This is a genomic window from Nonomuraea sp. NPDC052265, from assembly GCF_044547985.1.
Classification (GTDB): domain Bacteria; phylum Actinomycetota; class Actinomycetes; order Streptosporangiales; family Streptosporangiaceae; genus Nonomuraea.
Genome location: NZ_JBIUBJ010000003.1, coordinates 58,881 through 83,799 on the forward strand (window position 1 = coordinate 58,881; position 24,919 = coordinate 83,799).

The 24,919-nt window shown below is 72.7% G+C and carries 23 protein-coding genes; 9 read left to right on the forward strand and 14 right to left on the reverse strand.

All coding sequences use genetic code 11. The features are described from left to right. Nucleotides 1–3 precede the first annotated feature (3 nt). Together ACIHAD_RS09715 and ACIHAD_RS09720 are read right to left on the reverse strand one after the other, a co-directional pair. The gene (locus ACIHAD_RS09715; protein ID WP_397353945.1) at nt 4–1,425 is read right to left on the reverse strand and encodes a phytoene desaturase family protein; all 1,422 of its coding nucleotides are present in this window, start codon (nt 1,423–1,425) and stop codon (nt 4–6) included. 56 nt (nt 1,426–1,481) lie between these two features. Continuing rightward, nucleotides 1,482–2,111: a DUF305 domain-containing protein gene (locus ACIHAD_RS09720; protein ID WP_397353946.1), complete on the reverse strand. Its 630-nt coding sequence runs from the start codon at nt 2,109–2,111 to the stop codon at nt 1,482–1,484. A 120-nt stretch (nt 2,112–2,231) separates the two neighbouring features. Here ACIHAD_RS09720 and ACIHAD_RS09725 point away from each other — a divergent pair, with 120 nt between their 5' ends. Beyond that, nucleotides 2,232–2,933: a DUF3105 domain-containing protein gene (locus ACIHAD_RS09725; RefSeq protein WP_397353947.1), complete on the forward strand. Its 702-nt coding sequence runs from the start codon at nt 2,232–2,234 to the stop codon at nt 2,931–2,933. A gap of 86 nt (nt 2,934–3,019) precedes the next feature. On the opposite strand, the gene ald is transcribed toward ACIHAD_RS09725, so the two are convergent. Next, complete coding sequence (gene ald, locus ACIHAD_RS09730) at nt 3,020–4,135, reverse strand: alanine dehydrogenase (protein WP_397353948.1); 1,116 nt, start codon at nt 4,133–4,135, stop codon at nt 3,020–3,022. Nucleotides 4,136–4,301: 166 nt separating this feature from the next. Between ald and ACIHAD_RS09735 the strand changes: the two genes are divergently transcribed. Next, nucleotides 4,302–5,258, forward strand: coding sequence for an excalibur calcium-binding domain-containing protein (locus ACIHAD_RS09735; protein WP_397353949.1), 957 nt, complete (start codon nt 4,302–4,304; stop codon nt 5,256–5,258). On the opposite strand, the gene ACIHAD_RS09740 is transcribed toward ACIHAD_RS09735, so the two are convergent. From ACIHAD_RS09740 to ACIHAD_RS09750, 3 genes are read right to left on the reverse strand one after another with little or no spacing between them, the layout of a single operon-like run. After that, on the reverse strand, nt 5,255–6,637 hold the full coding sequence (locus ACIHAD_RS09740) for an NCS2 family permease (protein WP_397353950.1): 1,383 nt from the start codon (nt 6,635–6,637) through the stop codon (nt 5,255–5,257). The genes ACIHAD_RS09735 and ACIHAD_RS09740 overlap by 4 nt on opposite strands. A gap of 59 nt (nt 6,638–6,696) precedes the next feature. Continuing rightward, nucleotides 6,697–6,930 carry an EF-hand domain-containing protein gene (locus ACIHAD_RS09745; protein WP_397353951.1) on the reverse strand — a complete coding sequence of 78 codons (234 nt, stop codon included), beginning with the start codon at nt 6,928–6,930 and terminating at the stop codon, nt 6,697–6,699. Continuing rightward, nucleotides 6,914–9,127 (reverse strand): xanthine dehydrogenase family protein molybdopterin-binding subunit, encoded by a 2,214-nt coding sequence (locus ACIHAD_RS09750; RefSeq protein WP_397353952.1) that lies wholly within the window; start codon nt 9,125–9,127, stop codon nt 6,914–6,916. Before ACIHAD_RS09750 ends, ACIHAD_RS09745 begins: the two co-directional genes overlap by 17 nt. Nucleotides 9,128–9,222: 95 nt before the next feature. Between ACIHAD_RS09750 and ACIHAD_RS09755 the strand changes: the two genes are divergently transcribed. After that, nucleotides 9,223–10,860, forward strand: a complete 1,638-nt coding sequence (locus ACIHAD_RS09755) for a PucR family transcriptional regulator (RefSeq protein WP_397353953.1) — start codon at nt 9,223–9,225, stop codon at nt 10,858–10,860. A 2-nt stretch (nt 10,861–10,862) separates the two neighbouring features. Here the strand turns inward: ACIHAD_RS09755 and ACIHAD_RS09760 are convergent, their stop codons facing one another. From ACIHAD_RS09760 to ACIHAD_RS09775, 4 genes are all read right to left on the reverse strand, one after another. Next, entirely contained in the window at nt 10,863–11,645 is a 783-nt protein-coding gene (locus ACIHAD_RS09760; protein WP_397353955.1) for a tetratricopeptide repeat protein, read from the reverse strand. Next, a complete protein-coding gene (locus ACIHAD_RS09765; protein ID WP_397353957.1) occupies nt 11,536–13,527 on the reverse strand; it encodes a BTAD domain-containing putative transcriptional regulator in 1,992 nt (663 codons plus the stop codon). Before ACIHAD_RS09765 ends, ACIHAD_RS09760 begins: the two co-directional genes overlap by 110 nt. Then, nucleotides 13,524–16,322 (reverse strand): BTAD domain-containing putative transcriptional regulator, encoded by a 2,799-nt coding sequence (locus tag ACIHAD_RS09770; protein ID WP_397353959.1) that lies wholly within the window; start codon nt 16,320–16,322, stop codon nt 13,524–13,526. Before ACIHAD_RS09770 ends, ACIHAD_RS09765 begins: the two co-directional genes overlap by 4 nt. Before the next feature lie 253 nt (nt 16,323–16,575). Next, nucleotides 16,576–16,710 (reverse strand): hypothetical protein, encoded by a 135-nt coding sequence (locus ACIHAD_RS09775; protein ID WP_397353960.1) that lies wholly within the window; start codon nt 16,708–16,710, stop codon nt 16,576–16,578. Between the two features lie 61 nt (nt 16,711–16,771). Between ACIHAD_RS09775 and ACIHAD_RS09780 the strand changes: the two genes are divergently transcribed. The 4 genes from ACIHAD_RS09780 (at nt 16,772) to ACIHAD_RS09795 (ending at nt 21,253) form a co-directional block, all read left to right on the forward strand. Continuing rightward, nucleotides 16,772–18,052, forward strand: a complete 1,281-nt coding sequence (locus ACIHAD_RS09780; protein ID WP_397353962.1) for a helix-turn-helix domain-containing protein — start codon at nt 16,772–16,774, stop codon at nt 18,050–18,052. 44 nt (nt 18,053–18,096) lie between these two features. Beyond that, nucleotides 18,097–18,684 carry a copper resistance protein CopC gene (locus ACIHAD_RS09785; RefSeq protein WP_397353964.1) on the forward strand — a complete coding sequence of 196 codons (588 nt, stop codon included), beginning with the start codon at nt 18,097–18,099 and terminating at the stop codon, nt 18,682–18,684. Continuing rightward, nucleotides 18,681–20,657 carry a cytochrome c oxidase assembly protein gene (locus ACIHAD_RS09790; protein WP_397353965.1) on the forward strand — a complete coding sequence of 659 codons (1,977 nt, stop codon included), beginning with the start codon at nt 18,681–18,683 and terminating at the stop codon, nt 20,655–20,657. Before ACIHAD_RS09785 ends, ACIHAD_RS09790 begins: the two co-directional genes overlap by 4 nt. Before the next feature lie 206 nt (nt 20,658–20,863). Continuing rightward, entirely contained in the window at nt 20,864–21,253 is a 390-nt protein-coding gene (locus ACIHAD_RS09795) for a sensor histidine kinase (RefSeq protein ID WP_397353966.1), read from the forward strand. A 24-nt stretch (nt 21,254–21,277) separates the two neighbouring features. On the opposite strand, the gene map is transcribed toward ACIHAD_RS09795, so the two are convergent. Beyond that, nucleotides 21,278–22,126, reverse strand: a complete 849-nt coding sequence (gene map, locus ACIHAD_RS09800) for a type I methionyl aminopeptidase (protein WP_397353967.1) — start codon at nt 22,124–22,126, stop codon at nt 21,278–21,280. A 32-nt stretch (nt 22,127–22,158) separates the two neighbouring features. Here map and ACIHAD_RS09805 point away from each other — a divergent pair, with 32 nt between their 5' ends. Continuing rightward, the gene (locus tag ACIHAD_RS09805; protein ID WP_397354668.1) at nt 22,159–22,335 is read left to right on the forward strand and encodes a hypothetical protein; all 177 of its coding nucleotides are present in this window, start codon (nt 22,159–22,161) and stop codon (nt 22,333–22,335) included. A gap of 7 nt (nt 22,336–22,342) precedes the next feature. On the opposite strand, the gene ACIHAD_RS09810 is transcribed toward ACIHAD_RS09805, so the two are convergent. Together ACIHAD_RS09810 and ACIHAD_RS09815 are read right to left on the reverse strand one after the other, a co-directional pair. Beyond that, nucleotides 22,343–22,990, reverse strand: a complete 648-nt coding sequence (locus ACIHAD_RS09810; RefSeq protein ID WP_397353968.1) for a cyclase family protein — start codon at nt 22,988–22,990, stop codon at nt 22,343–22,345. Then, a complete protein-coding gene (locus tag ACIHAD_RS09815; protein ID WP_397353969.1) occupies nt 22,987–23,238 on the reverse strand; it encodes a hypothetical protein in 252 nt (83 codons plus the stop codon). The genes ACIHAD_RS09810 and ACIHAD_RS09815 overlap by 4 nt, the downstream gene beginning before the upstream one ends. Nucleotides 23,239–23,311: 73 nt before the next feature. Here ACIHAD_RS09815 and ACIHAD_RS09820 point away from each other — a divergent pair, with 73 nt between their 5' ends. Then, nucleotides 23,312–24,253 (forward strand): LysR family transcriptional regulator, encoded by a 942-nt coding sequence (locus ACIHAD_RS09820; RefSeq protein ID WP_397353970.1) that lies wholly within the window; start codon nt 23,312–23,314, stop codon nt 24,251–24,253. 20 nt (nt 24,254–24,273) lie between these two features. On the opposite strand, the gene ACIHAD_RS09825 is transcribed toward ACIHAD_RS09820, so the two are convergent. Beyond that, nucleotides 24,274–24,852: a hypothetical protein gene (locus ACIHAD_RS09825; RefSeq protein ID WP_397353971.1), complete on the reverse strand. Its 579-nt coding sequence runs from the start codon at nt 24,850–24,852 to the stop codon at nt 24,274–24,276. Nucleotides 24,853–24,919: the final 67 nt, after the last annotated feature.

Here is a 24,919-nt window from a genome sequence, read left to right on the forward strand (position 1 = left end):
CGGTCAGGAGGCGTGCCGCTCCGCCTGGGTGGCCAGGCGGGCGGCCTGCCAGCCGCCCATCCCGTGCACGCCGGGCCCCGGCGGTGTGGAGGAGGAGCACAGGAACACCCCCGGCAGCGGGGTGCGCCACGGCGCGGGCGACCAGACCGGCCGCCGCACGAACTGGACCAGGCTGCTGAGCCCGCCGCCGATGTCGCCGCCGACCAGGTTGGGGTTGGCCGCCTCCAGATCGGCCGGGCCCGTCGCGTGCCTGGCCAGCACCCGGTCGCGGAAGCCGGGCGCGTAGCGCTCGATCTGGGTCTCGACGGCGTCCGTCATGTCCGCCGACGAGCCGTTGGGGACGTGGCAGTAGGCCCACAGCGTGTGCCCGCCCCTGGTCGGATCGGCCGCGTACGGCTGCACGACCAGCACGTACGGGCGGGGCGAGTGCCGTCCGGCGGCGACCTCGGCCTCGGCGAGCGTGATCTCCTCCAGCGTGCCGCCGAGGTGCACGGTCCCGGCCCGCGCGACCTCCGGGTCACGCCACGGCACCGGCCCGTCGAGCGCCCAGTCCAGCTTGAAGACGCCGGGCCCGTACCGGTAGCGGCTCAGGCCGCGGCGATACCCGGCGGGCAGGTCGGCCATCGCGAGGAACTGCCGGGGCGTCACGTCGAGCACCACCGTCCGGGCGTCGAGCTCGTCGAGCCGCTCGACCCGGTGGCCGGTGACCGCCTCGCCGCCCAGTGACCTGAGCTCGGCCACCAGGGCGTCGGCCAGCACCTGCGAGCCGCCGCGCACGACCGGCCAGCCGACCAGGTGGGCCAGCGCCCCGAGCACCAGCCCGTAGCCGGCGCTGGTGGGGGAGCGCAGGTCGAGCATGGAGTGAGCGGACAGGCCGGCCAGCAGCGCCCGGCCCTCGACCGTCCGCAGCGCCCTCCGGCCGAACGTCGTGGCAGGCAGCACGGCCGCCGCGCCGAACCCGGCCGCCCGCGCGAACGTGCCCGGCCCGGCCCGCCAGGGCCCGAGCGGGCTGAGCAGCAGTTCCATGAGCGGGAACCCGGCCCGCGCCGCCGCGCCCGCGGTCGCCCGCCACACCCGGCCGTCGCGGCCCAGGCCCTCGGCCGTACGGGCGGCGTCCCGGTGCAGGAGCACGGCCGGACGGTCGTCGAGCGGATGGGCCGCGGCCACCGGAGGATGGGCGAACTCGACCCCCTTGAGGCCGAGCGCCCGGAACGCGGGCGAGGCCAGCGCCATCGCCATCACGGTGGCGCCCAGGTCGTGCACCCGGCCGGGAAGCGTCAGCTCGCCGGAGCGCAGCCCGCCGCCGAACCGGTCGCCCGCCTCCAGCAGCAGCACCTCGCGCCCGGCGCGGGCCAGCAGGACGGCGGCCATCAGCCCGTTGGGCCCCGAGCCCACGACGACGGTCTCGGCTCTTGCGGTGATCACGGCGCCCGCCCTTCCCCGCTCCGGGCTCCAGCCTCTCACGCGGCCCCGCGCGGGATTCAGGAGGTCAGGATCGACGGGTACGGCTGCGCGCCGCGCTGCTTGAGCAGGTCGGTCATCAGCTTGATCTCACCGCTCTGCCCCTGGACGATCTTCTGGGCCATGCCGACCACCTCGTCCCGCTTGGACAGCTTGAGCAGCCCCTCGGCCATCTCCACGCCGCCCTCGTGGTGGCGGATCATGAGCTGGAGGAACAACACCTCGGCCTGGACGCCCTGCAGCTCCTTGAGCTTGGCCAGCTCCTGCGGCGAGGCCATGCCCGGCATGGCGCCCGGCGCGGTGGGCGTGGCCCCGTGGCCGTGACCCGCCATCCAGGCCATCGGCCGCTGGTCGGTCGCCTGGGCGAGATCCCACTGCTGCAACCAGCCCTGGAACATGCCGCGCTGGTTGGACTGCGTGGTGATGATGTCGAAGGCGAGGTTCCTGATCTCCTTGGCCGGGCCCTTGTCCCGGATGACGAACGCCATCTCCACGGCCTGCGCGTGATGCGTGGCCATGTCGCGGGCGAACCCGGCTTCGGGCGAGGAGTCGCCGGGGGTGCCGTCCCTGCCGAACAGCAGGAACGCCGCGGCGAGGAGCACCAGCACGGCGCAGACGATCAGAACGGGTTTTCCGGCGGGCTTTTCCATGGCCCGTCCAGCGTACCCACCCCTGCGCAAAGCTGTGATCCGACGCTTATGCGGCTCTTATTCTCCGCATACGCCGGTAGGGCATAGGGTGACCGAAGTCAGTACGCCGATGGAGGGACGATGACGAAGGAGAAGGCGCAGGCGAGGCGCGAGCATCTGCAGAAGATGCGGGCCGAGCAGCAGCGCAAACAACGCCGCGCCGCACTGCTCATGTGGGGGACGGGCGGTCTCATCGTCGTGGTCCTCGTCGGCGTGGTCGGGTTCTACCTGGTCAACCAGGCCCGCGCGACCTCGCTCGACGCGGTGTCCAGCTACAAGTACGAGGCCGGGCAGCACGTCGCCAAGACGGTCACGTACAAGGAGACCCCGCCCGTCGGCGGCGAGCACAACAACTACTGGCAGCAGTGCGCGGTCTACGACAAGCCGATCCACAACGAGCACGCGGTGCACTCGCTGGAGCACGGCGCGGTCTGGATCACCTACCGCCCCGACCTGCCCAAGGCGCAGCTCGACGCGCTGAAGGAAGTGGCGACCTCCACGGGTCAGCAGGACTACATGCTGGTCAGCCCCTACCCGGGCCTGCCCGCGCCGCTGGTCGCCTCGACGTGGGGCCACCAGCTCAAGTTGCAGGACCCCTCCGACCCCAAGCTCAAGGCCTTCATCAAGAAGTTCCAGAACGGGGCCGACACCCCCGAGCCGGGCGCCGTGTGCGGTGGCCAGGACGCCATCACCACCACGGCCGACCAGGCCCCGCTGCCGCCCGAGCCGACCGGCAACACCCCGATGGAGACGCTCGCTCCCTCGCCCAGCCAGTCCAAGTAACACCCGCTTGCGCACACGTCGAGGGCCCGGCTCCGGCCGGGCCCTCGACGTGTGTCCGGCTCGCCGGAGCTCCGTCGGCCGGGCGCTCAGGCCAGCACCTCCTCCAGCGGCGACCACTCCAGGCCGTGCGCCTCGGCCACCGGCCGGCTGGTCAGGCGTCCCTCGTGGGTGCTCACGCCCGCCGCCAGGGCCGCGTCCGTACGGACCGCCTCGCGCCAGCCCTTGCCCGCGACGGCCAGCGCGTACGGCAGCGTCACGTTGGTCAGCGCGAACGTCGAGGTGTGCGGCACCGCCCCCGGCATGTTGGCCACGCAGTAGAAGACCGACTCGTGCACCCGGTACGTCGGCTCGGCGTGCGTGGTCGGCCGCGAGCCCTCGAAGCAGCCGCCCTGGTCGATCGAGATGTCCACCAGCACCGAGCCCGGCTTCATCCGGCTCACCAGGTCGTCGGTGACCAGCATGGGCGCCTTGGCCCCCGGCACCAGGACCGCGCCGATGACCAGGTCCGCCTCCAGGACGGCCTTCTCGATCTCCAGGGTGTTCGACGCGACCGTCTGGCAGTGGCCCTGGTAGATCATGTCCGCCTGGCGGAGCTTGTCGATGTTGCGGTCGAGCAGCAGCACCTCGGCCTGCATGCCGAGCGCGATGGCGGCGGCGTTCATGCCGGACACCCCGGCGCCGATCACCACCACGTTCGCCGCCCGCACGCCGGACACGCCGCCCATGAGCACGCCCCTGCCGCCCTGCGAGCGCATCAGGTGGTAGGCCCCGACCTGCGGCGCCAGCCGTCCCGCCACCTCCGACATGGGGGCGAGCAGGGGCAGCGAGCCGTCCCTGTTCTGCACGGTCTCGTACGCGATGGCCGTGACGCCCGAGTCGAGCAGGGCCCTGGTCAGGGGGCCCGAGGCGGCCAGGTGGAGATAGGTGAACAGGATCTGGCCCTTGCGCATCCGGTGGTACTCCTCGGCCACCGGCTCCTTCACCTTCATGATCAGGTCGCACGCGGCCCACACCTCGTCGGCGTGCGGCGCGATGACGGCGCCCGCCGCGGCGTAGTCGTCGTCCGGGATGGCCGAGCCGAGGCCCGCCTCCCGCTCGACGTGGACCTGGTGCCCGTGACGTACCAGTTCATGGACGCCCGCCGGGGTGAGTGCGACGCGGTATTCGCTGTTCTTGACCTCGCGGGGAACTCCGACCTTCATGGGGTCATCCCTCGTTCGCGTGGAAAGTTCTCGACAATCTGCGTTCTCATTTCCATTTTTCCTCCGATCTCACAGATAGGTGAGGAATTTTCGGCTGATTACCCCGCTGCTGCCCGTCCTCGATAGGCTCACCGGCAGCCCGAACGTCAGGATGGGGTCGTCAACGATGGACAAACCGGTAGCAGCGCCTCCCGCGGAGGCGGAAGAACCGGAGGAGCCGAGGGCCAGCCGTCTCACCACCATCGTGCTGACCGTCTCGCTGGTGCTCGTCGTCGCCGTCGCGGGCGTGCTCGGCACGGTCGCCGTCCTGATGACGCGCAGCCCCGACAGCCCGCTCCTCGGCGGCGCGCCGCCGCAGCGCCTGGCCACGCCCATCCACTTCGCGCCGGTCAAGGAGACCAAGACCGCGCCCTGCCCCGGCGACCCGGCCGTGCTCGACGAGCAGCAGACCACCTGCTACCTCCTGGAGGACGGCGTCACGGTCGGCGCCGTGCAGCGGATCGAGGCCGTCCGGGCGGCCGACAACTCGTACTCGGTGCGCATCGCCGTCGCGCCCGTCTTCAAGGACCGGCTGGTCCGGCTCATCGACGAGCTCCAGCCCACGCAGCGGCAGGTCGCGATCGTGCTGGCGCCCGAGGGCGAGCAGACGCCCAAGACGGTCCTGGCCGCGCCGGTCGTCACGCAGAGCATGGACGGCGACAGCCTGAGCGTCGTGGGCTTCACCAAGGAGGACGCCGACGCGCTGGTGATCCGCATGCTCGGCACGCCCGCGTCCCAGCCGGACCCCGTCCCGTCCCAGCCCGGGCAGCCGCAGCCGTCCCAGCCGGCCACCGACCAGCAGCCGCAACCCCAGCAGCCCGCGGACACGGGCCAGGGCACCGCGACCACCGGCGCGACCACCGGCGCGACCACCGGCGCGACCACCGGCTCGACCACCGGCTCGACCACCGGCTCGACCGCCCCCGCGGGCGTCGGGCGCGTCCCCGACAGGCGCTACGCGAACTGCAAGGAGGCCCAGGCCGCCGGCGACGGCCCCTACACGCGCGGCACGCATGAGGAGTACTCCTGGTATCCCGACCTCGACGGCAACGGCGTGGCCTGCAACAGCGGTGACATCCGCTAACCGAACAGGGCCCGCAGGCCGTCGATCCCGAAGTAGGCCAGGAAGACCAGCGAGACGGCCCACAACAACCACGGGATCTCCGCGAAGCGACCCCGGGCCGCCTTGATCAGCGTGTAGGAGATCACCCCGGCCCCCACCCCGTTCGTGATCGAGTACGTGAACGGCATCAGCGCGATCGTCAGGAACGCCGGTACGGCCAGCTCGATGTCGGTCCACGGCACGTTCTTGGACTGCGTCATCATCAGCGCCCCGACCAGCACCAGCGCGGGCGCCGCCGCGGCCGCCGGGACCACCGCGGCGATCGGCGTGAACAGCAGCGTCAGCCCGAGCAGCGCGCCGGTCACGACGCTGGCCAGCCCGGTGCGCGCCCCCTCGCCCACACCGGCGGCCGACTCGACGAAGACGGTGTTGGCCGAGGCGCTGACCGAACCGCCGACCATGCCGGCGACGCCGTCCACGGTCAGGATGCGGCCCAGGCGCGGCACCCGTCCCATCTGGTCCACCAGGCCGGCCTCGTCGCTGACGCCGATGATCGTGCCCATCGCGTCGAAGAAGCCCGACAGCACCAGCGTGAACAGCACCACGGTCGCGGTCAGCGCGCCCGCCCTGACGAACCCGCCGAACAGGTCGAACTGCCACACCAGCCCGAAGCTCGGCGCCGCGACCAGGGACTCGGGCATGTGCGGGACCACCACGCCCCACTCCCCGGGCGGGATGGGGACCACCGAGTTGACCAGCACGGCCAGGACCGCGGTGACCGCGATGCTGATGAGGATGGCGGCCGGGGTCCTGCGCACGTACAGGACGATCATCAGCAGCAGGCCGGCGCAGAAGAGCGCGACCGGCCAGCCCGTGAGGTGGCCCGTCGCGCCGAGCTGCACGGGCGTGCCGGTGCCCCGGGCGACGAAACCCGCGTCCACCAGGCCGATCAGGGCGATGAACAGGCCGATCCCGACGCTGATCGCGTGCTTGAGCGCCAGCGGGATCGCGTTCATGATCAGGGTGCGCAGGCCGGTCACGGCCAGGACGATGATGACCGCGCCCTCCAGCACGACCAGGCCCATCGCCTGCGGCCAGGTCATGTGCGGCGCGGCCTGGTAGGCGACCACCGCGTTCAGCCCGAGCCCGGCGGCCAGGGCGAACGGCGCGTTGCCGACGAACGCCATGAGCAGCGTGGAGATCGCTGCCGCCAGCGCGGTCGAGGTGGTCAGTTCGGCGATGGACAGCCGGGCGCCGGTGACGTCCTTCGCGCCGGCCAGGATGATCGGGTTGAGCAGGATGATGTAGGCCATCGCCATGAAGGTGGTCAGGCCGCCGCGGACCTCGCGTCCGACGGTCGTCCCCCGCCCGGTCAGCTCGAAGAGTCTGTCGAGCACCACGCAGTCCCCCTCATCATGATCGAGGGGAGTGCGGGTCACCTACCCGGCGGGGGACATGATCACGCCTTCTCGTGCCGCCCGTGGCCGACCAGGCCGACGAACTCCTCCAGCCCGATCCGGCCGTCGCCGTCGGTGTCGGCGGCCTTGACGAACGCCTCGATCTCCTCCTCGGAGGCGCCGTGGACCCCCAGCGCCTCGTTGGCCTGCCTGATCTCGGCCGCGGTCAGCAGACCGTCGCCGTCGGTGTCGAAGCGACTGAACTCCGCCTCGGCGGCTTCACGACCGCTTGCCATCGGATACCTCCCCGTGATTGGACAAGGCGATATCTTCCGGCCTGATCGGAACGCGAGTCAACCGGAGGCCGGTGGCGGCGCGTACGGCGGCGACGACGGCCGGGGTGGAGGAGAGCGTGGGCGGCTCGCCGGCGCCGCGGAGGCCGTACGGCGCGGACGGGTCTGGATTTTCCAGGATTTTCAGTTGCATGGGGGGCATGTCGAGCATGGTGGGGATCAGGTAGTCGGTGAACGACGGGTTCAGCACCCTGCCCTCGCGTACCTGGATCTCCTCCATGAGCGCCAGCCCGAGGCCCTGGGCCGTGCCGCCGTGGATCTGGCCCTCCAGCGCCTGCGGGTTCATGATCCGGCCCACGTCCTGCACCGCGGCCAGCTCCACGACCTTGACCAGCCCCAGCTCGGTGTCCACGTCCACCACCGCGCGGTGCACGCACAGCGCGAGCTGCGTGTGCGAGTCGCCCTGCCCGGTCACCGGGTCCATCGGGTACGTGGGCCGGTGCCGGTACTCGCGGGTCTCCTCGATCGGCCCGAACCTGGCCAGCGCCTCCCGCGGCGGCAGCCCCTTGAACCGCTCGCGCACCGCCTCGCAGGCCGCCTTCACCGCACCGCCCGTCATGTACGACTGCCGCGAGGCCGACGACGAGCCCGCCGAGCCCACGGCGGTGTCGGCGGTCGCCACCCTCACCTCCTCGATGCCCAGCTCCGTGCGCGCGATCTGGGCCTGGACGGTGACCAGGCCCTGCCCCACCTCGGCGGCGGCGGTGTGCACGGTGACCCGCGGCACGCCGCCGGCCAGCTCGGCCCGCACCCTGGCCGTGGAGTAGTCGTCGAAGCCCTCGGAGAAGCAGATGTTCTTGAGCCCGACGCCGTAGCCGACGCCGCGCCGCACCGACTCGCCGTGCGTGGTCTGGGAGACGCCGCCCGGCAGCGCCCGCAGGTCCGCCTCCGCGCGGGCGGCGGGCAGCGGCATGGCCTCCAGCTCGCGCAGCATGCCGGCCAGCGGCGCGGGGGAGTCGATCACCTGGCCCGTGGCCAGCGCCGAGCCCTGGGAGACGGCGTTGCGCGCCCGGATCTCGACCGGCGACAGGCCGCACGCCTCGGCCAGCCGGTCCATCTGCGACTCGTAGGCGAAGCACGCCTGCACCGCCCCGAACCCGCGCATCGCCCCGCACGGCGGGTTGTTGGTGTAGACGCCCGCGGCGTCGATCCACACGTTCGGCACCTCGTACGGCCCCGCCCCCAGTGACGCCGCGTTGCCGACCACGGCGGGGGAGGAGGAGCAGTACGCGCCGCCGTCCAGCAGGATGTCGGCCTTGACGTAGACGAGCCGGCCGTCGCGCGTCGCGCCGTGCTCGTAGCGCATCCTGGCCGGATGGCGGTGCACGTGGCCGAAGAACGACTCCTCACGGCCATAGACGATCTTGACAGGGCGGTTCAGGCGCAGGGCCAGCATGCACGCGTGCACCTGCATCGACAGGTCCTCGCGGGCCCCGAACGCGCCGCCGACGCCCGACAGCGTCAGCCGTACCTTCTCCGGCGGCAGGCCCAGGCAGGGGGCGAGCTGGTCGCGGTCCACGTGCAGCCATTGGGTGGCGACGTACAGGTCCACGCCGCCGTCCTCGGCCGGGACCGCGAGCCCCGACTCCGGGCCGAGGAACGCCTGGTCCTGCATGCCGACCTCGTACTCGCCGGTGACGACGACCTCCGCCTCGAACGTGTCGCCCTTGCGTACCGGCTGGCGCCTGACGTACTCGCGTGACGCGCGCGGATCGGTCACCGCCGGGCGCGGCTCGTAGCCGACCACGATGGCCTCCGCCGCCCTGCGCGCGGTCTCCGGATGGTCGGCGGCCACCAGCGCCACCGGCTCGCCCTGGTGCCGGACCTGGTCGATGGCCAGCACGGGCTGGTCCTTGTGGTCGAGCCCGTAGAACTTCTCGCCGGGCACGTCCTCGTGCGTCAGGACGGCCAGCACACCGGGGATCCGCAGCGCCGGGCCCACGTCGATCGAGCGGATCCAGGCCGAGGGGTGCGGGCTGCGCAGCGTCACGCCCCACACCATGCCCTCCAGCCACAGGTCGGAGGCGTAGGCGAACTCGCCGGTCACCTTCAGCGTCGCGTCCGGCCGCCGCGCGCTCGTTCCGACCCCCTCGGAGCCGCCGACGCGTTCGGACCTGGTGGAGTGGACCGTCTCCGTCATCCTCCGAGTAGAGCACCGGCCCGGCCCGCCCTCCTATGCCCATGACGTGAAATCCCGGTCATCCCTTGACACAACGGCCTTGTATATTCCTCCAAGTGCGCATCAGTGACCTGCTGGCGATCGACGAGCTGGGTCTCAGGCTGCTGGCCGGCGACCCGGAGCGCGAGTTCGGCACGGTCCACATCACCGACCTGCCCGAGCCGGGGCGCTACCTGTGCGGCGGCGAGCTGGTGCTGACCGGGCTGATGTGGCGCGACACCGCCGCCGACTCGGCCCGTTTCGTGGCCGCCCTGGTCGAGGCCGGGGTCTCCGCCCTCGGCGCGGGCGAGGCCCGGCTCGGGCACGTGCCCGCCGACCTGGTCACGGCCTGCCGGCGGGCCGGGCTGCCGCTGGTCGAGGTGCCGGTCGAGGTCTCCTTCCGTACGCTGGCCGAGCTGGCCGCGCCCCGGCTGTCCGGCGACGTGCGCGACGCGCTCGGGCGTCACCGCAGGCTCGTGGCGGCCCTGGCCGACGGCGCCGACCTGCGCGGGCTGTTCGAGCTGACCGCCGCCGAGCTGGGCGTCACCGGCGCCGTCCTGTCCGCGTCCGGCGAGGTGATCGTCGGTACGGCCGCCGAGCCCGTGGAGCTGGCCAGGGCGTACCTGACCGCGTCCCGGCTGCCCGCCCTCGCCGGCGGCGCGACGCTCTTCGCCGTCGGCCGCGGGCACCGGGCGGCCGGCTGGGTCCTGGCCTGCGACGGCGACCTGCTCGGCCGCGCCGACCTCGGCTACGAGCTGGCCGCCTGCGTGGCGCTCGAACGCGGCCGCCTGGAGGAGGGCCGCCGGGTCGAGCGCCGCCTGGCCGGGCAGCTCGTGGCGGCGGCCCTGGCCGAGTCCGACGTGGCCGAGCTCAACGCCCGGCTACGCACGTGCGGGATGGAGGCGGACGAACCGTACGCGGTGGTCAGCGCCACCGCGCCGCGCCCGGGGGCCACCCGCGGCCCCGCGCCCGCCGCGCTGGGCGGCCAGATCGTGGAGGAGCTGCTCGCCCGCGAGGTCGTCGCCGCGACCACCTTCGACGGCACCGACGGGACCAGTGGCGTCGTCGACATCGCCGGTGTCGCGGCGGCCGGCGGCGAAGGCGTGACGCCTCCCGGCCACGGTCAGGCGCGCGGCGGCGAGGGGTTGGGACGCGGCGGTGAGGGAGCGGCGGCCGGGCCCGGTGGGGCGGTGGCCGTGGTCGCGTTGCGGGGGAGGAGCGCCGGGGAGCTGGCCGCGCGGTTGCGGGCCGGGGCCGCGGTGCTGGCCGCGCTGCCCGGCCTCCGCCTGAGCGTCGGCGTGAGCGGCGCGCTGGCCGGCGCCGCCGCGCTCAAGGGCGGCGTGGAGGAGGCCGGGCACGCCAGGCGGCTGGCCGAGGCCCGCGACGGCGGCGTGGTCACCAGCGACGAGATCTACACCCACGCGCTGCTCCTGGCCACCGTCCCGGGCGACGTGCGCCGCTCCTTCGCCGACCGCCTGCTGTCCCCCCTGCTCTCCTACGACCGCCGCCACCAGTCCGGCCTGCTCCGCACGCTCGACGTCTTCCTCGACTGCTCCGGCTCCTGGAACGCCTGCGCCGAACGGCTCCACGTGCACGTCAACACGGTCCGCTACCGCATCCGCAGGATCGAGGAGCTGACCGGCAGAGACCTGTCGTCGATGGCCGACCGCGTCGACTTCTTCCTCGCCCTCCGCGACACCACCCCGCCCCGCTGACCTCACGTCTCCCGGCTCGCCGTCCGCATCGCCTCGCGCACGGCCGCCAGCTCGGCCTCGGCCCGCTGCTCCCAGGTCGTGTAGCCGTGCCGCCGCGTGAGATCCAGGGCCTGCGTCACGTAGTCCAGCGCGTCGTCGAGCTTGCCCAGGGCGCGCGAGGCCTTCGACAGCTTGACGAGGCCGTTCACCCGGAACCTGTAGCCCCCCGCGTAGAGCATGGCGGTGGCCGCCCGGATGTGCTCCAGAGCACGCTCGGGGTCGTCGAGCTCGACCAGCACCTCGCCGAGCGACAGGCGGAAGAGCCCCTCATGGGTGGTGTCCCCGGCTTCCTGGGCCATGGCCAGGCCCTCCGTGAGAGCCCGGCTCGCCTCGAGGGCGCGGCCGGTGCCCTGATGGGCCATGCCCAGCATGAGCAGGGCGAAGCGGACGCCCACCTGCGACTCCGCCTCGCGCGCCACGGCGAGCTGGCGCTCGGCGTAGGGCAGCGCCTCTTCGAAACGCTGGCCGGTGACGTAGGCGTTGGCGAGGTTGCCCAGCGCGCGCAGCTCCCCGAAGGCGTCACCGAGGCGGGTCGCGAGCTCCAGCTCCACCTTCAGGTGGACGACCGCCTGTTCGGTCCTGCCCGTCAGGCGCATGCCGTTGGCGATGTTGCCATGGGCGATGAGCGCCGCCGCCTCATCGCCGAGCCGCTCGCAGACCCCCAGCGCCAGCGTGTTGAGCTCGACGATCTCCTGGCTCGCGAGGGCTCGCTGCTGGTGCCACTTCAGCGCGAAGGCCAGCGTCACGCCCAGCTCCGCGATCTCGTCGTCCGTCGAGTTCAGGGCCTGGACGGCCGCCGCGCTCAGGACGTGCGTCTCCTCCAGCAGCCAGGCCTGCGCCTCCTCGGCGTCCGTGAACTCGTGCCTGGGCCCGTCCACGTGCCGGGCGAGCTGAACCCGATGCGGATCGATGGTGACGCTGCTCAGCCGCGCGGAGGCGGCGAAGTAGGCGAGCGTCCGCGTCAGCGGTCGCTTCCAGTCCTCGGGGCGCAGCTCGCCGGCGAAGAGCCTGACGAGGTCGTGCAGCTGGTACCGGCCCGGTTTGAGCCGGTCGACCAAGTGAGCATCGGCCAGCCGGTCGAGCGCGCGCTCCGCTGAGGCTGGAGCGTACGGCCAGGTCCCCGGCGGTCAGCTCGCGCAGCCGCCCGCGTTCGTCCGTGAGCCGCTCGGCAAGCGTGCCCACGGTCCACTCGGGATGGTCGGCCAGGCGCGCGCCCGCGATCCGCAGCGCGAGCGGGAGGCCGTCGCACAGGCTGACCAGGGCGGCGGTGTGGCGGGCGTCGGCCGTCACCCGATCGTCGCCGGCCAGCGTGGAGAACATGGCCACGGCCTCGCGCTCGGGCAGCGGACGGAGCCGGAGCTGCACGCAGTCGTCGCCCGCGGTGAAGGACTCCCTGCTGGTGACGAGTATGGTGACGCCCAGCGGCATGCCGAGGAACGGCCTGATCTGCGCCAGACCGGCCGCGTCGTCCAGGACCACCAGCAGTCTTCTGCCGTGCAGCCTGCTGCGCAACATCGCCGCCGCCTCGTCCACGTCGAGGGGGATGTCCTCGTTCGGCACGCCGATGCCGCGCAGCAGCCGTCCGGCGATCTCGCGCGCCGGCAGCGGGGAGACGCCCGGCGTGCCGCCGCGCAGGCCGACGGCGAGCTGGCCGTCCGGGAACCGGTCCTGGACGGAGTGCCCCACGTGCACGGCGAGCGCCGACTTGCCCACACCCGGCGGCCCCGAGATGGCCACCACCGGATGGGACGGCCCGTCCTCCGGCGCCAGCAGCGACTTCAGCCGCGCCACCTCCTTCGACCGGCCGACGAACCCGATGAGATCGCGCGGCAACTGCCGGGGCACGGCGGGACGGGCGGATGACGGCTCCCCGGAACCGGACAGGACCAGCCTGTGCGCCGCGCGCAGGCCCTCGCCCGGCAGGACGCCCAGCTCGTCGTCGAGGGTGCGCCTGGCCTTCTCATAGGCCAGCAGCGCCTCGGCCTGGCGGTCGGAGCCGTGCAGGGCCAGGACGAGCAGCTCGTGGAGGCGCTCCCGCAGCGGATGGCGTCCGACCAGCTCCTGCAGGCTGGGGACGGTCTCGCCCGGCCGGCCGAGACGGAGCAGAGTCTCGGCGCGGGCTTCGGCGGCGCTCAGGAACAGTTCCTCCAGCCGGAAGCGCTCGGCCTCGGCGAAGGGCCCGGCCAGGCCGCTCAGGGCCACGCCGCGCCACAGGGCCAGGGCCTGGTCCAGCACGCCCAGGGCCTCGTCGCCACGGGCGGCGTCGAGGAGGCGCGCCTCGTCCACCAGCTCCGTGAACAGGCAGGAGTCCACATGGCGGAGGGCGAGGAGGAGCCGGTACCCTCCGGCCTCCCCGACGAGGACCGTCGAACGCCGGCCGGGCTCCCGCCCCGGTTCCAGCGCGCGCCGCAGCCCGGCCACGTACGTGTAGACGCTCTGCTCGGCGCTGGGAGGCGGGCCCTCTCCCCACAGGCCCTCCAGGAGCTGCCCCATCGTGACGACCCGGCCCGGGGGAGAGGCGAGCATCGCGATGACGGCACGCTGACGCGCGGGCCCCAGATCGACCTCTTCGCCGTCGAGCAGGCCGGTCACCGGGCCCAGCAGGCGGATGCCGATGCCGCCGATCACCTGCGCCTCGCGCGGGCCTCGTGCACGGCGGCCTGCTCTTCCCTGGCCTCCGTCTCCCACTCCGCCAGTCCGGCGGCCCCGGCCACCGCCTCGGTGACGTGGGCGAGCGCCAGGTCCAGCTCGCCCATGGCCCGGTACGTGCGCGACAGCCCGACGAGGTCGCGCAACCGTCCCACCCGGTAACCGGCCCGCTCGATCAGCTCCAGGGCGATGAGGTAGTGGGGCAGGGCGTGCTCCGGCTCGCCCCGGCCGAGGTGCACCCGGCCGAGGACGGCGCGCAGCTGCGCCTGGTGCGTCCTGTCGCCCACCTCTTCGGCCTCGGCCAAGGCCCGGACGAGGATCTCGCGGGCCTCCTCCGCCCGCCCACACGCCTGGTGGGCCTCGCCGATGATGAGCATGGCGTACCGGGCGCCGACCCGCGCGCCGATGAGGTCGGCGATCGCGAGCTGCTGTCCGGCGAGGACGATCGCCTGCTCGTACCGGCCGTCGTTGAAGTAGGTGTTGGCGAGGTTGCCCAGCGCGCGCTGCTCGGAGAAGGCGTCGCCGAGCCGCCTGGCGAGGGCCAGCTCGGCCCGCAGGTGCTCGACGGCCTCCTCGTGCCGCCCCCGCATGCGCAGGGTGTTGGCGAGCAGGCCCCGCGTGTGCATCATGCCCTCCACGTCGCCGAGCCGTTCGCACACCCTCAGCGCCGCCGAGCTGAGTTCGATCATCTCCCGCGTCCGGAAGCTCCGCTGACAGGGCCATTCCAGCGCGAGGGTGAGCGCCACCCCCATCGCCGCGATGTCGTCGTCGTCGGCGGCCAGCGCCTGGCGGGCCGCGGTCTCCAGCACACCCTCCTCCTCCTGCAACCAGGCCGTCGCCTCCTCCGGGCCGGTGACCAGGTGCGGAGCCGCCTCGGGAGCCCTGCCGCGCTGGACTCGGTGGGGGTCCATGACGCCGCAGGCAAGCCGCGCGGAGGCCGTGTAGTAGGCGAGCGCGCGCAGCACCGGCTTCTTGGGATCCGGGGGACGCAGCTCGCCCGCGAACAGCCGGACGAGGTCGTGGAGCTGGTAGCGGCCGGGCCGGGGACGGTCCAGCAGGTGGGCGTCGGCCAGTCGTTCCAGGGCCAGGTCGGCGTCCGCGGGGTCGGCGTCGAGCAGCGCCGCGGCGGCCTCGGCGGTGATCTCGGGCACGTGCAGCAGGCCCAGCAGGGACAGCATGCGGGCGGCCAGCCGGTCGAGGGGGCGGGGGCCGCGTTCGAGGGCGGTGTAGCCGGCCGCCAGGCTGGAGCGTACGGCCAGGTCGCCGGCGACGAGCTCGTGCAGCCGCCGCCGCTCGTCGCCCAGCCGGCCGGCCATGGTGGCGATGGTCCAGTCCGGGCGTACGGCCAGGCGTGCCCCCGCGATGCGCAGCGCCAGGGGCAGGCCCTCGCACAGCCGTACGAGCTCGGCCGTGTCGCCCGCGCCGGCCCGCACGCGCTCCTCGCCGGCCAGCCCCGCCAGCATCGCGGCGGACTCCGCGGGGGACATCCTGCCGAGTTCGAGCTGATAGGAGTCCTCGCCCCAGGCCATGCTCTCTCGGCCGGTCACCAGCAGCGCGGTGCCGAAGGGGGTGGACAGCAGCGGGCGGATCTGCGCCAGGTCGGCGGCGTCGTCCAGCAGGACGAGGACCCTGCGGCCGTGCAGGAGGCTGCGCCACATCGCCGCCGCCTCGTCGGGGTCGGCGGGCACGGCGGCGGCCGCCACCCCCAGGCCGCGCAGGAACCGGCCGAGCACGTCGAGGGCGGTCAGCGCGGGCAGCTCCGGGGTCGCGCCACGGCAGTTGACGAAGAGCTGGCCGTCGGGGAAGCGGTCCTGGACCAGGTGGGCGACCTGGGCCGCCAGCGTGGACTTGCCGACGCCCGGTGGCCCCGAGACGATCACCAGCGGCGTCGGGGGACGCCCGTCGCCGGGGGCCAGCCGCCTTTCCAGCTCCTCCAGCTCACGCGAGCGGCCCACGAACCCGGCCAGGTGGCGCGGGAGCTGGCGGGGCACTCCGTCCCCCCGCCACGGCGCGGGCTCCCCGCGCAGCACGAGCTGGTGACACTTCCGTAACCCCTCGCCGGGCGTCAGGCCCAGCTCCTCCAGGAGCAGCAGCCGGCCCTCCTCGTAGACCTCCAGCGCCTCGGCCTGGCGGCCCGAGCGGTAGAGGGCCAGCATGAGCAGCTCGCGGGTGCGCTCGCGCAGCGGGTGGCGGACGACGAGGTCGCGCAGGTCGTCGGTGATCTCGTGGTGACGGCCCAGGTGCAACAGGCTCTCGCAGCGCTGTTCCACCGCCGTCAGCCGTAACAGCTCCAGGCGGGAGCGTTCCCGTTCGGCGAACGGGCCGGTCAGGCCGCTCAGCGCGGTGCCGTGCCACATCGCCAGGGCCTCGTCCAGAATCTGCACGGCGCGGCGGTCGTCGCCGTCGCGCCGGCACCGGAGGGCGTCGTCGAGACGCGTGGCGAAGCAGAGGGAGTCGACCTGGCCGGGCCCGATGTTGAAGACGTATCCGGCGTCGGTGCCCGGCAGCAGCCGCGACGGGGCGCGCCGCCCGCGGCCCGGCTCGAAGGCGCGGCGCAGGCCGGCGACGTAGGTGTAGACGCTCTGCTCGGCGTTGCGGGGCGGCTCGTCGCCCCACATCCCCTCGACGAGCCGGCTCACGGGGACGGGACGGGTGGCGGCCGAGGCGAGGATGGCCAGGGTGGCGCGCTGACGGGCCGGGCCGGGATCGAGAGGCTGAAATCCGCGTTCGGCGTGAACGGGGCCGAGAAGGCGAATGTAGATGTCGTCGCTCACGCGTCCTCCCCGTTCACGGCCCCACGTCGCCCTCATCAAGGCAGCGTAATCAGAATCCTGGAACGGTAAAGCGGTCGGACGACTGTAGATCAAATGTAGACGGCGTCGGGTACGCTCGGCGCCAGATGGTGGAAGAGGGGGCACATCGACGGGGAGCACCGTTGCCCTGCTGCCTGACGGGCAAGCGCCTGCGAGTCCGAGTGCGGTTCGGAACCTGAGGTGCTCGAATGCGCCCCCCCTGCCAGGAGCGGGCTCAGCAGCAGTGAACCATGTCCAGGTTTGCGGAGAGTGCAGACGTTTCGGCATTTGCGGCCGTAACATTGCCTCCAACGGACACCGCGGCGATCAGCACGGTGGCCAGCGCGGACAGGGCAAGACGCATACGCATGGGGGTTCTCCCTCGCCTATGTGGGGTTGCTCGGACTTCATCATCTCAGGGAGCAACGACTGTGACCACAACTGACCTGGTCGGACTCCGTATTAAGACCGTTCGGCGACAGCGCGGCCTGTCACAGGCCCAGCTGGCACACCCCGAGTTGTCGGACAGCTACGTCTCCTTGATCGAGAGTGGCAAGCGTACCCCTACCCCCGCGGTCCTGGAGCTCCTGGCGCAGAAACTGGACTGTTCGCTGTCCTATCTGATCAACGGCGTGACCGCCGAGCAGATGGAGGACATCGAGCTGGCGCTCGGCTACGCGCGTCTCGCGCTCGAGAACGGTGAGGTCTCCGAGGCCCGCACACGCTTCACCGAGCTGCTGGCGAACAATAACCTGACAGGGTTGACGGGTCTTCGTCAAGACACCGAATTCGGGCTCGCGCTCGCCACGCAGGCCAGCGGCGATCTCGACGGCGCCATCGCCATTCTGCTCAGGCTCCGCGAGGAGGAGCTCCCGCCCGACCGGCGCGTCGAGATCGCGATCCACCTGTGCCGCGCCTACCGGGAGAGCGAGCGGCTCACGGAGGCGGTCGAGGTCGGCGAGCAGGTTCTCAGCACCGCGCGACCCGCCTGGAACGATCTGCTCGTGGAGCTGGGCGGCAGCCTGCTGGCGGCGTACATGGAGCGCGGCGACCTGCTGCGTGCCCGCCAGTTCGCGGCCGAGCTGCTGAACGCGGCCGACGCCCTCGGCACTCCGCGCTCGCTCGTGGCCGCCAACTGGATGGCCTCCAACACCGCGGCCTCCACCGGCCACGCCGAGGAGTCGGTCTCCTTCGCCGAGCGCGCCATGGCCGTACAGCTCGAACACGGCCAGCCGCGCAGCGTCGCGCTCATGCGCGTGGCGCTCATCCAGAGGCGCTTCAAGGCCTGGCCGAACGAGGCCGTCGCGGCCCGCGACGCGCTTCGCCACGCCTTCGTCGAACACGAGCAGACCTCCACCAGCACCATCGACCGCGCCCGTGTCCTGGTGGAGCTGGCGCTCGCCGAGGCCATGACGGGCGAGCTGGACGAGGCGGCCGAACACGCCAAGACCGGTAAGAACATGCTGCCGCAGTCAGGATCGGCGCTCGGCGCCGAGGCCGACCTCCTGCTCGGCAGGATTTACGGAGCGGTCGGCCGAACCGGCGAGGCCAGGCGGCACGTCGCCTCCGTGCACGGCTGGCTGGCGCCGTTGCCCGACTCGCGGCGGTCGGCGGCCACCTGGTACGCCACCGCCGAGACGATGGAGAAACTGGGCGACTCCGACGGCGCCGTGGACGCCTACCAGCGGGCTCTCGCCTGCGCCGGCCTGTAGCGAGGTCAGGACCGGGCGGTGGCGTCGGTAGCCTTGGTGGTGCCATGAAGAGTTCCCCGCTCGCGGCACTCACCGCGATTCTCGCCGCCCTGTTCGTGCTCGGCACCGCCACGCCGGCGCTGGCCCACGACTCACTCAAGAGCAGCGACCCGGCCAAGGGCGCCACGGTCAAGGCCCTCGACGAGGTCAGGCTGGAGTTCAGCGCCACGGTCCGCATGCCGTTCGTCATCGTCCGGGGCGCGGGGGAGGCCGTCTTCCAGGAGGGCAAGCCCGAGGTCGACGGCGCGGTGGTGCGGCAGGCGGTCAAGGGGCCGCTGCCGGGCGGGAAGTACACCGTCGCCTACCGGGTCGTCTCCTCCGACGGGCACCCGATCGAGGGCGAGATCCCCTTCACGGTCGAGGCGGCCCCGGCGTCCTCCCCTAGCGCGTCGGCCACGGATCCGGCCACTGCTGCGGCTCCGGCGACGGCGACGGCCGCTCCCGCCTCCTCCGCCCCGGCCGCTCCCGCCGCCGAGGCCGAGCAGGCGGCCACGCAGGGGGTCGGGTTCCCGATCTGGCTGGTCATCGTGATCGGCGCGCTGGTCGGCATCGGCATCGGGTTCCTGTTCAGCGCGCGGAAGAAGAAGCCATGAGCAGAACGGCGCGTCTCGCGCTCGCGGGTGCGGTGGCCGCGGTCGCCGCCCTGGTGATCGGCATGATCGCCGGCGGCAGGGCCTTCCCGAGGATCATCCCCGGGCTGCCCGACGCCGGGGCGGTGGTCAGGTGGGGCCTGCCGGTGTCCAAGCTGCTGATGGACGTCTCCGGCGTGCTCACCGTCGGCCTGCTGCTGACGGCCGCCCTGCTGCTGCCCAACGACAAGGGCATGCTGGGCAAGCCGGGCCTGCTCTACGTCAGGGCCTCGTCCTGGACGGCGCTCGGCTGGGCCGCCTCGGCGTTCCTGGCCATCGTCTTCACCACGGCCGACTCCTGGGGCCGCACGGTCCCCCAGATCCTCAACAGGGAATACCTGACCAGCACCGCCACCCAGACCACCCAGGGCGTGGCGCTCACGCTGGTGGTGCTGTTCGGCGTGGCCATCGCGCTGTTCTCCCGCGGCGCGATCACCGCCGGGGCCGCGGCCGGACTGCTGGTGTTCGCGCTGGTGACGATGTTGCCGCCGCCGCTGACCGGCCACACCTCCTCCTCACCCAACCACGACCTGGCCACCTCGGCGGTGTCGCTGCACCTGCTCGCGCTCGCCCTGTGGGTGGGCGGCCTGGTCGTGCTGGCCGCGCACGCGATGCGCGGGCGGCCGCAGCTCACCGTGGCCGCCGCCCGGTTCTCCACGATGGCGCTGTGGTGCTTCGCCGCGGTCGGCCTGTCCGGTGTGTTCAGCCTGGTCGCCCGGCTCGGCGCGGTCTCGGACCTGTGGACCACCCAGTACGGCCTGCTGGCCCTGGCCAAGATCGTCGCCTTCGTGCTGCTCGGCTACGTCGGCTACTGGCACCGGCAGCGCACGCTCGTCGACCTGGAGGCCGGCCGGCCCAGGGCGTTCACCCGGCTGGCCGGGGGCGAGACGCTGCTCATGCTGGCCACCGTCGGGCTGGCCGTCGCCCTGTCGCGCACGCCGCCCCCCGAGTTCAGCGTGCCCGCCGACCGGGCCTTCGAGCTGCTCGGCTTCCCCGTCCCGCCGGAGCTCACGATCGCGAACGTGTTCTCGCTGTGGTGGTTCGACCTGTTCTTCGGGGCGGTGGCCGCCGTGCTCGCGGGGCTCTACGGCGCCGGCGTCTACCGGCTGATGCGGCGCGGCGACTCCTGGCCGTGGGGGCGCACCGCCGCCTGGTTCATCGGCATCGCGCTGCTGGTGTTCTCCACGCAGAGCGGCCTGGCCCGCTACGCCAAGGTCATGTTCGACGTCCACATGATCGAGCACATGACGCTCTCCATGATCGTGCCGATCTTCCTGGTCCTCGGCGGCCCGGTCACGCTGGCGCTGCGGGCGCTCAGGCCGGCGGCCAAGCGGGGCGACAGGGGGCCCCGGGAGTGGATCACGACGATCCTGCACAGCCGGGTGGTCAAGGTCCTGTCCCATCCGGTCGTGGCGACGGCCATCTTCATCGCCTCCACCTACGCGCTCTACTTCACGCCGCTGTTCGAGTCGGGCATGCAGGAGCATCTGGGGCACATCTGGATGACGCTCCACTTCCTGCTCAGCGGTTCGCTGTTCTTCTGGGTGATCATCGGCGTCGACCCGGGGCCGAGCAGGCTGCCGTACGTCGGCCGGCTGCTGATGCTCTTCGTCACCATGCCCTTCCACGCCTTCTTCGGCATCGCGCTGATGATGACCGGCTCGGTGATCGCCTCCGGCTGGTACGAGCAGCTCGGCCGTACGTGGGGCGACAACCTCCTGCAGACCCAGCAGGACGGCGGGGCCATCGCGTGGGGCTTCGGCGAGATCCCGACGTTGCTCGTGCTGCTGGCCATCGCCGCGCAGTGGTACCGCGACGACGAGCGGCAGGCCCGGCGCAACGATCGCAAGGCCGACCGGGGCGGCGGACGCGACACCGAACTCGACTCCTACAACGCCTATCTCGCCCGTCTCAACCGCGTTGACAAGGGCGAGTAGCGGTTCGGCCATGGCACCCTATCTTCCTCACGCAGGTCTCAGGAGCGCCAGGTAGCCTGTCTCACAGGGGAGATGGGCATAACCTCATCAGCTAGCGTGCGCAGACCTTGAGGGGGGATTGCGCGACGCGTGCGGGGCGCCGGAGTGGGGATCGGCGCGGGCCCGGGGTGCCGAGGAAGGCGAAACCATTGGCGGAAGAGACACGCATGCGCGGGGGGCAGAGCCTGGCCGAGGCGCTGGAAGACCTTCTGGCGCAGTGGTCGGAGCGGACGGGGGTGGCCGTCGAGACCTGGGCGCTGCCCGGGACCGACGTGCCCTCGCGGGTGTCGGCCGGCGTCATGGAGACGATGCGGGAGGCGCTGTCCAACGTCGAGCGCCACAGCCGGGCCCGTACGGTCGCGGTGGCGGTGACCACGGGCCCGAGCGGCCTGCGCCTGACCGTCAGCGACGACGGCCAGGGGTTCGCCGAGGGGGGCGCGGGGCGCGGGATCGCCCGGATGCGGGCCGCGTTCGCCGAGCTCGGCGGCAGCCTGTCGGTCAACGGCGTGCCGGGCGAGGGCACGACGGTGAGCGGGGCGATCCCCGGGCGGCGCTGACCGGCCTGGGCGGGTCGGGGCCGGTCAGGGAAGGGTCAGGATCTCGCTGCCCGACTCGGTGACCACGATGGTGTGCTCGAACTGGGCCGTGCGCCTGCGGTCCTTGGTCACCGCGGTCCACTTGTCGGGCCAGATGTCGTAGTCGATCGTGCCCAGCGTGAGCATCGGCTCGATGGTGAACGTCATGCCCGGCACCAGCTCCACCCGCAGCGACGGGTCGTCGTAGTGGGGGACCATCAGGCCGGAGTGGAAGCTCGTGCCGATGCCGTGGCCGGTGAAGTCGCGCACGACGCCGTAGCCGAAGCGCTTGGCGTACGCCTCGATGACGCGGCCGACCACGTTGAGCTGGCGGCCGGGGGCGACCGCCCTGATGGCCCGCGTCATCGCCTCGCGGGTGCGCTCGACCAGCAGGCGCGACTCCTCGTCGACCTCGCCCACCAGGTAGGTGGCGTCGGTGTCGCCGTGGACGCCGCCGATGTAGGCGGTGATGTCGATGTTGACGATGTCGCCGTCGCGCAGCACGGTGTCGTCGGGGATGCCGTGGCAGATGACCTCGTTGATCGAGGTGCACAGCGACTTCGGGTAGCCCTTGTAGCCCAGCGTGCTGGGGTAGGCGCCGTGGTCGATCAGGAACTCGTGGCCGATGCGGTCGAGCTCGTCGGTGGTGACGCCGGGGGCGATGTGCCGGCCGACCTCCTCAAGGGCCTGCGCGGCGATGCGGCCCGCCACGCGCATGCGCTCGATGATCTCGGGGGTCTTCACGTCGGACTCGCCGGTCGTGGGGCGCTTCTTGCCGACGTACTCCGGCCGCTCGATGTTGGCGGGGACCTTCCGGACGGGCGAGACTCGCCCGGGCTGGAGCAGTGTCGTCATGAAACACGAGTCTACGGGGCAGAATTGACCTCGTGAGCGAAGGCCAGTGGTGGTTCTGTCTCAAGCACATGCGCGTCGAGCCCGACCAGGGCTGCCCCAACAAGGACCGGATGGGTCCCTACGCCTCGGAGCAGGAGGCGGCGGGCGCGTTGCAGCGCGCCGCCGACCGCAACAAGGCGTGGGACGAAGCCGAGCACGAGGACGAGTAGCGCCCGCCTACGGCACCACGGCGTAGGCGCGTACGGGAAAGGTGCCCATGCCCGCGATCATCGGGGGCGCGGCATGGAACCTGAAGCCCTCCCCGGGCAGCGCCGACAGGCCCGTCAGGTGCTCGACCAGCGGGATCCCCGCCCCCAGCAGGATCGTGTGGGCGGGGCGTTCGCCGTGCGGCGGGGTGTCGTCGATGTTGAGCGAGTCGATGCCGACCAGCGCCGCGCCCTGCTCGGCCAGCCACGCCGCCGACTCCGGCGCCAGGTACGGGTGGTCGCGGAAGTAGGCGTCGGTGCCGAAGTGGCGGTCCCAGCCCGTGTGGATCAGCACGGCCCGGCCGCGTACGTCGAGCGCGGTGTCGAGCACCACCTCACGGCCCCCTCCTGAGGCGGCCACCAGCAGGCCGGGCAGGTCGGCCAGACGGCTCAACGGCACCTGCGACAGGTCGTGGCCGCCCGCGTAGCGGTGGTGCGGCGTGTCCAGGTAGGTGCCGGTGTTGGCGGCCAGCGTGATCACGCCGATCTCGAACTCGGTGCCCGGGGCGTACACCTTGCGCGAGTCCTGCCTGCTCAGGTGCGTGCCCAGCGTCGGCCCGGGAACGCCGGGATAGGTGGTCATGCCCTCGGTGATGCGGTGGCTGAGTTCGACGATCATTTGGCGGCTCCCACCCGGGCGAGTCTGACGAGGGCGACCGTCCCGATGGCGGCCCAGACGAGGTTGAGGCCGGTCGAGGGCCAGGCGGCGTTGTAGGCGCTGTTGACCATGAGCCCGAGCGCGCCGAGAAGGTTGATCAGCTGGTACATCGCGCCGTCGCCGGACAACCGCGCGGACGAGACCAGGGCGTACCCGGCCAGCAGCAGGGCGGCTCCGGCCCAGCCGACGGCGTCGAGGAGGAGATCCATGGCCGATATTGTCTGGATTTTTGGGCTTAAAGCACAAATAAAGAAAGCTAAAGGTGGACGTAAGCTGACCTGCATGGACATCGATCCTCGACGCCTGCGTGTCCTGCACGAGGTCGCCCGGCGTGGCGGTGTGATGCGCGCGGCCGAGGCGCTCTTCCTCACCCCCTCCGCGGTCTCCCAGCAGCTCGCCCAGCTCGAACGCGAGGTCGGGCTGGCGCTCATCGACCGTTCCCAGCGCCGCGTCTCGCTCACCCCGGCGGGCCGCGTCCTGGCCGGGTACGCCGAGCGGGTCGAGGAGGAGCTCAGCGAGGCCAGGAAGGAGCTGACCAGGTTCACCGAACGCCTGGCCGGGCCGGTGCGGATCGCCGCCTTCCCCACGGCCATCAAGCAGATGCTGGTGCCCGCGATGCGCTCCCTGGCCGAGCGCCACCCCCGGATCACGCCGGTCATCCACGAGGTCTACGGCCAGCCCGCGCTCCAGGAGCTGCGCCTCGGCGCGGTGGACCTGCTCATCACCGAGCGGGACATGAGCCTGCCGGTCCCGGCGCAGCCGTCGCTGACCGTCCGGCCGCTGTACGTGGACGAGTTCCGGGTCGTGCTGCCGCCGGACTGGCCCGAGCCGGAGTCGACGGCCGACCTGATGCGCCTGCCCTGGGTGGCCGGCGAGCCGGACCAGGCGTGCGGGCAGGCGCTGGACCGGCTCGCCGGGATCCACGGGGTCGAGCCGCGCAAGACGCACGTCGTCACCGACTTCGCGCCGGTGCTCGCGCTGGTGGCCGCCGGGCACGGCGTGGCGATCGTCCCCACGCTCGCCCTGCTCGACGTGCCGGAGGGCGGGGTGCGGGTGAGCGAGGTACGGGAGGTGGGGGCGCGCCGGCTGGACGCGGTCACGCGGGTGAGCAGGACGCGCTCGGGCGAGCCGGACCCGGTGCAGGCGGTGGTGATCGGCGCGATCGAGGAGGCCACCGAGGGCCTGCGGGCGGCCCTGGGCCCCCGCCTCGCCGCCCAGCCCTGACCCCCTGAACCCGTCGGTCCCTATTCCGACAGGCGGGGGCCGCTGACCTTCTCCAGCAGGCGGGCCAGGCGCTCGCGCAGCCCCGCGCGTCGCTCGATCTCACCGGCCGCCGCGCTGACCAGGTGCTGGGCGCCGTCGAAGGTGATCAGCCCGGTGGACGGCACGGCGATCGCGTCGTGGGCCAGCCCGCTCAGCTCGGAGTCGGCGCCCTCGATCGCCAGGATGGTCGCCCCGGTACGGCGGGCGTCGTCCACCCGTTCCAGCAGCGGGACGGGCGCCGCCTGCTCCGACAGCACGAACAGGGTCTCGCCACGGCCCGCCCGCTCCAGACGGTCGAGGCCGACGCGCAGGTGGGCGGGGGCGTCGGCGGGCGGCGACCAGCGGATCAGGGTGGGGGAGAGCTGCGGCAGGCCGGAGAACCTGGCCTCGTCGCTGAGGTGGGCGGTGACGTGCCACGGCTCGTCGTCAGGAGGGCCCACGAGCAGCAGGCCGCCGGGTGAGCGGGTGGTCCGCAGGGCCAGGCCCAGCTCGCGGGTGCGTTCGAGCCAGCCCGTCGTGGCCAGGAGCTCGCGCAGGAATGCCACCGAACCTGAGTCCATGCCTCCATGGTGCACGAGGAACGTGGACGAAGTGGTTGATTCGCCAGGGGCGCCCGCCCCGGCCTGC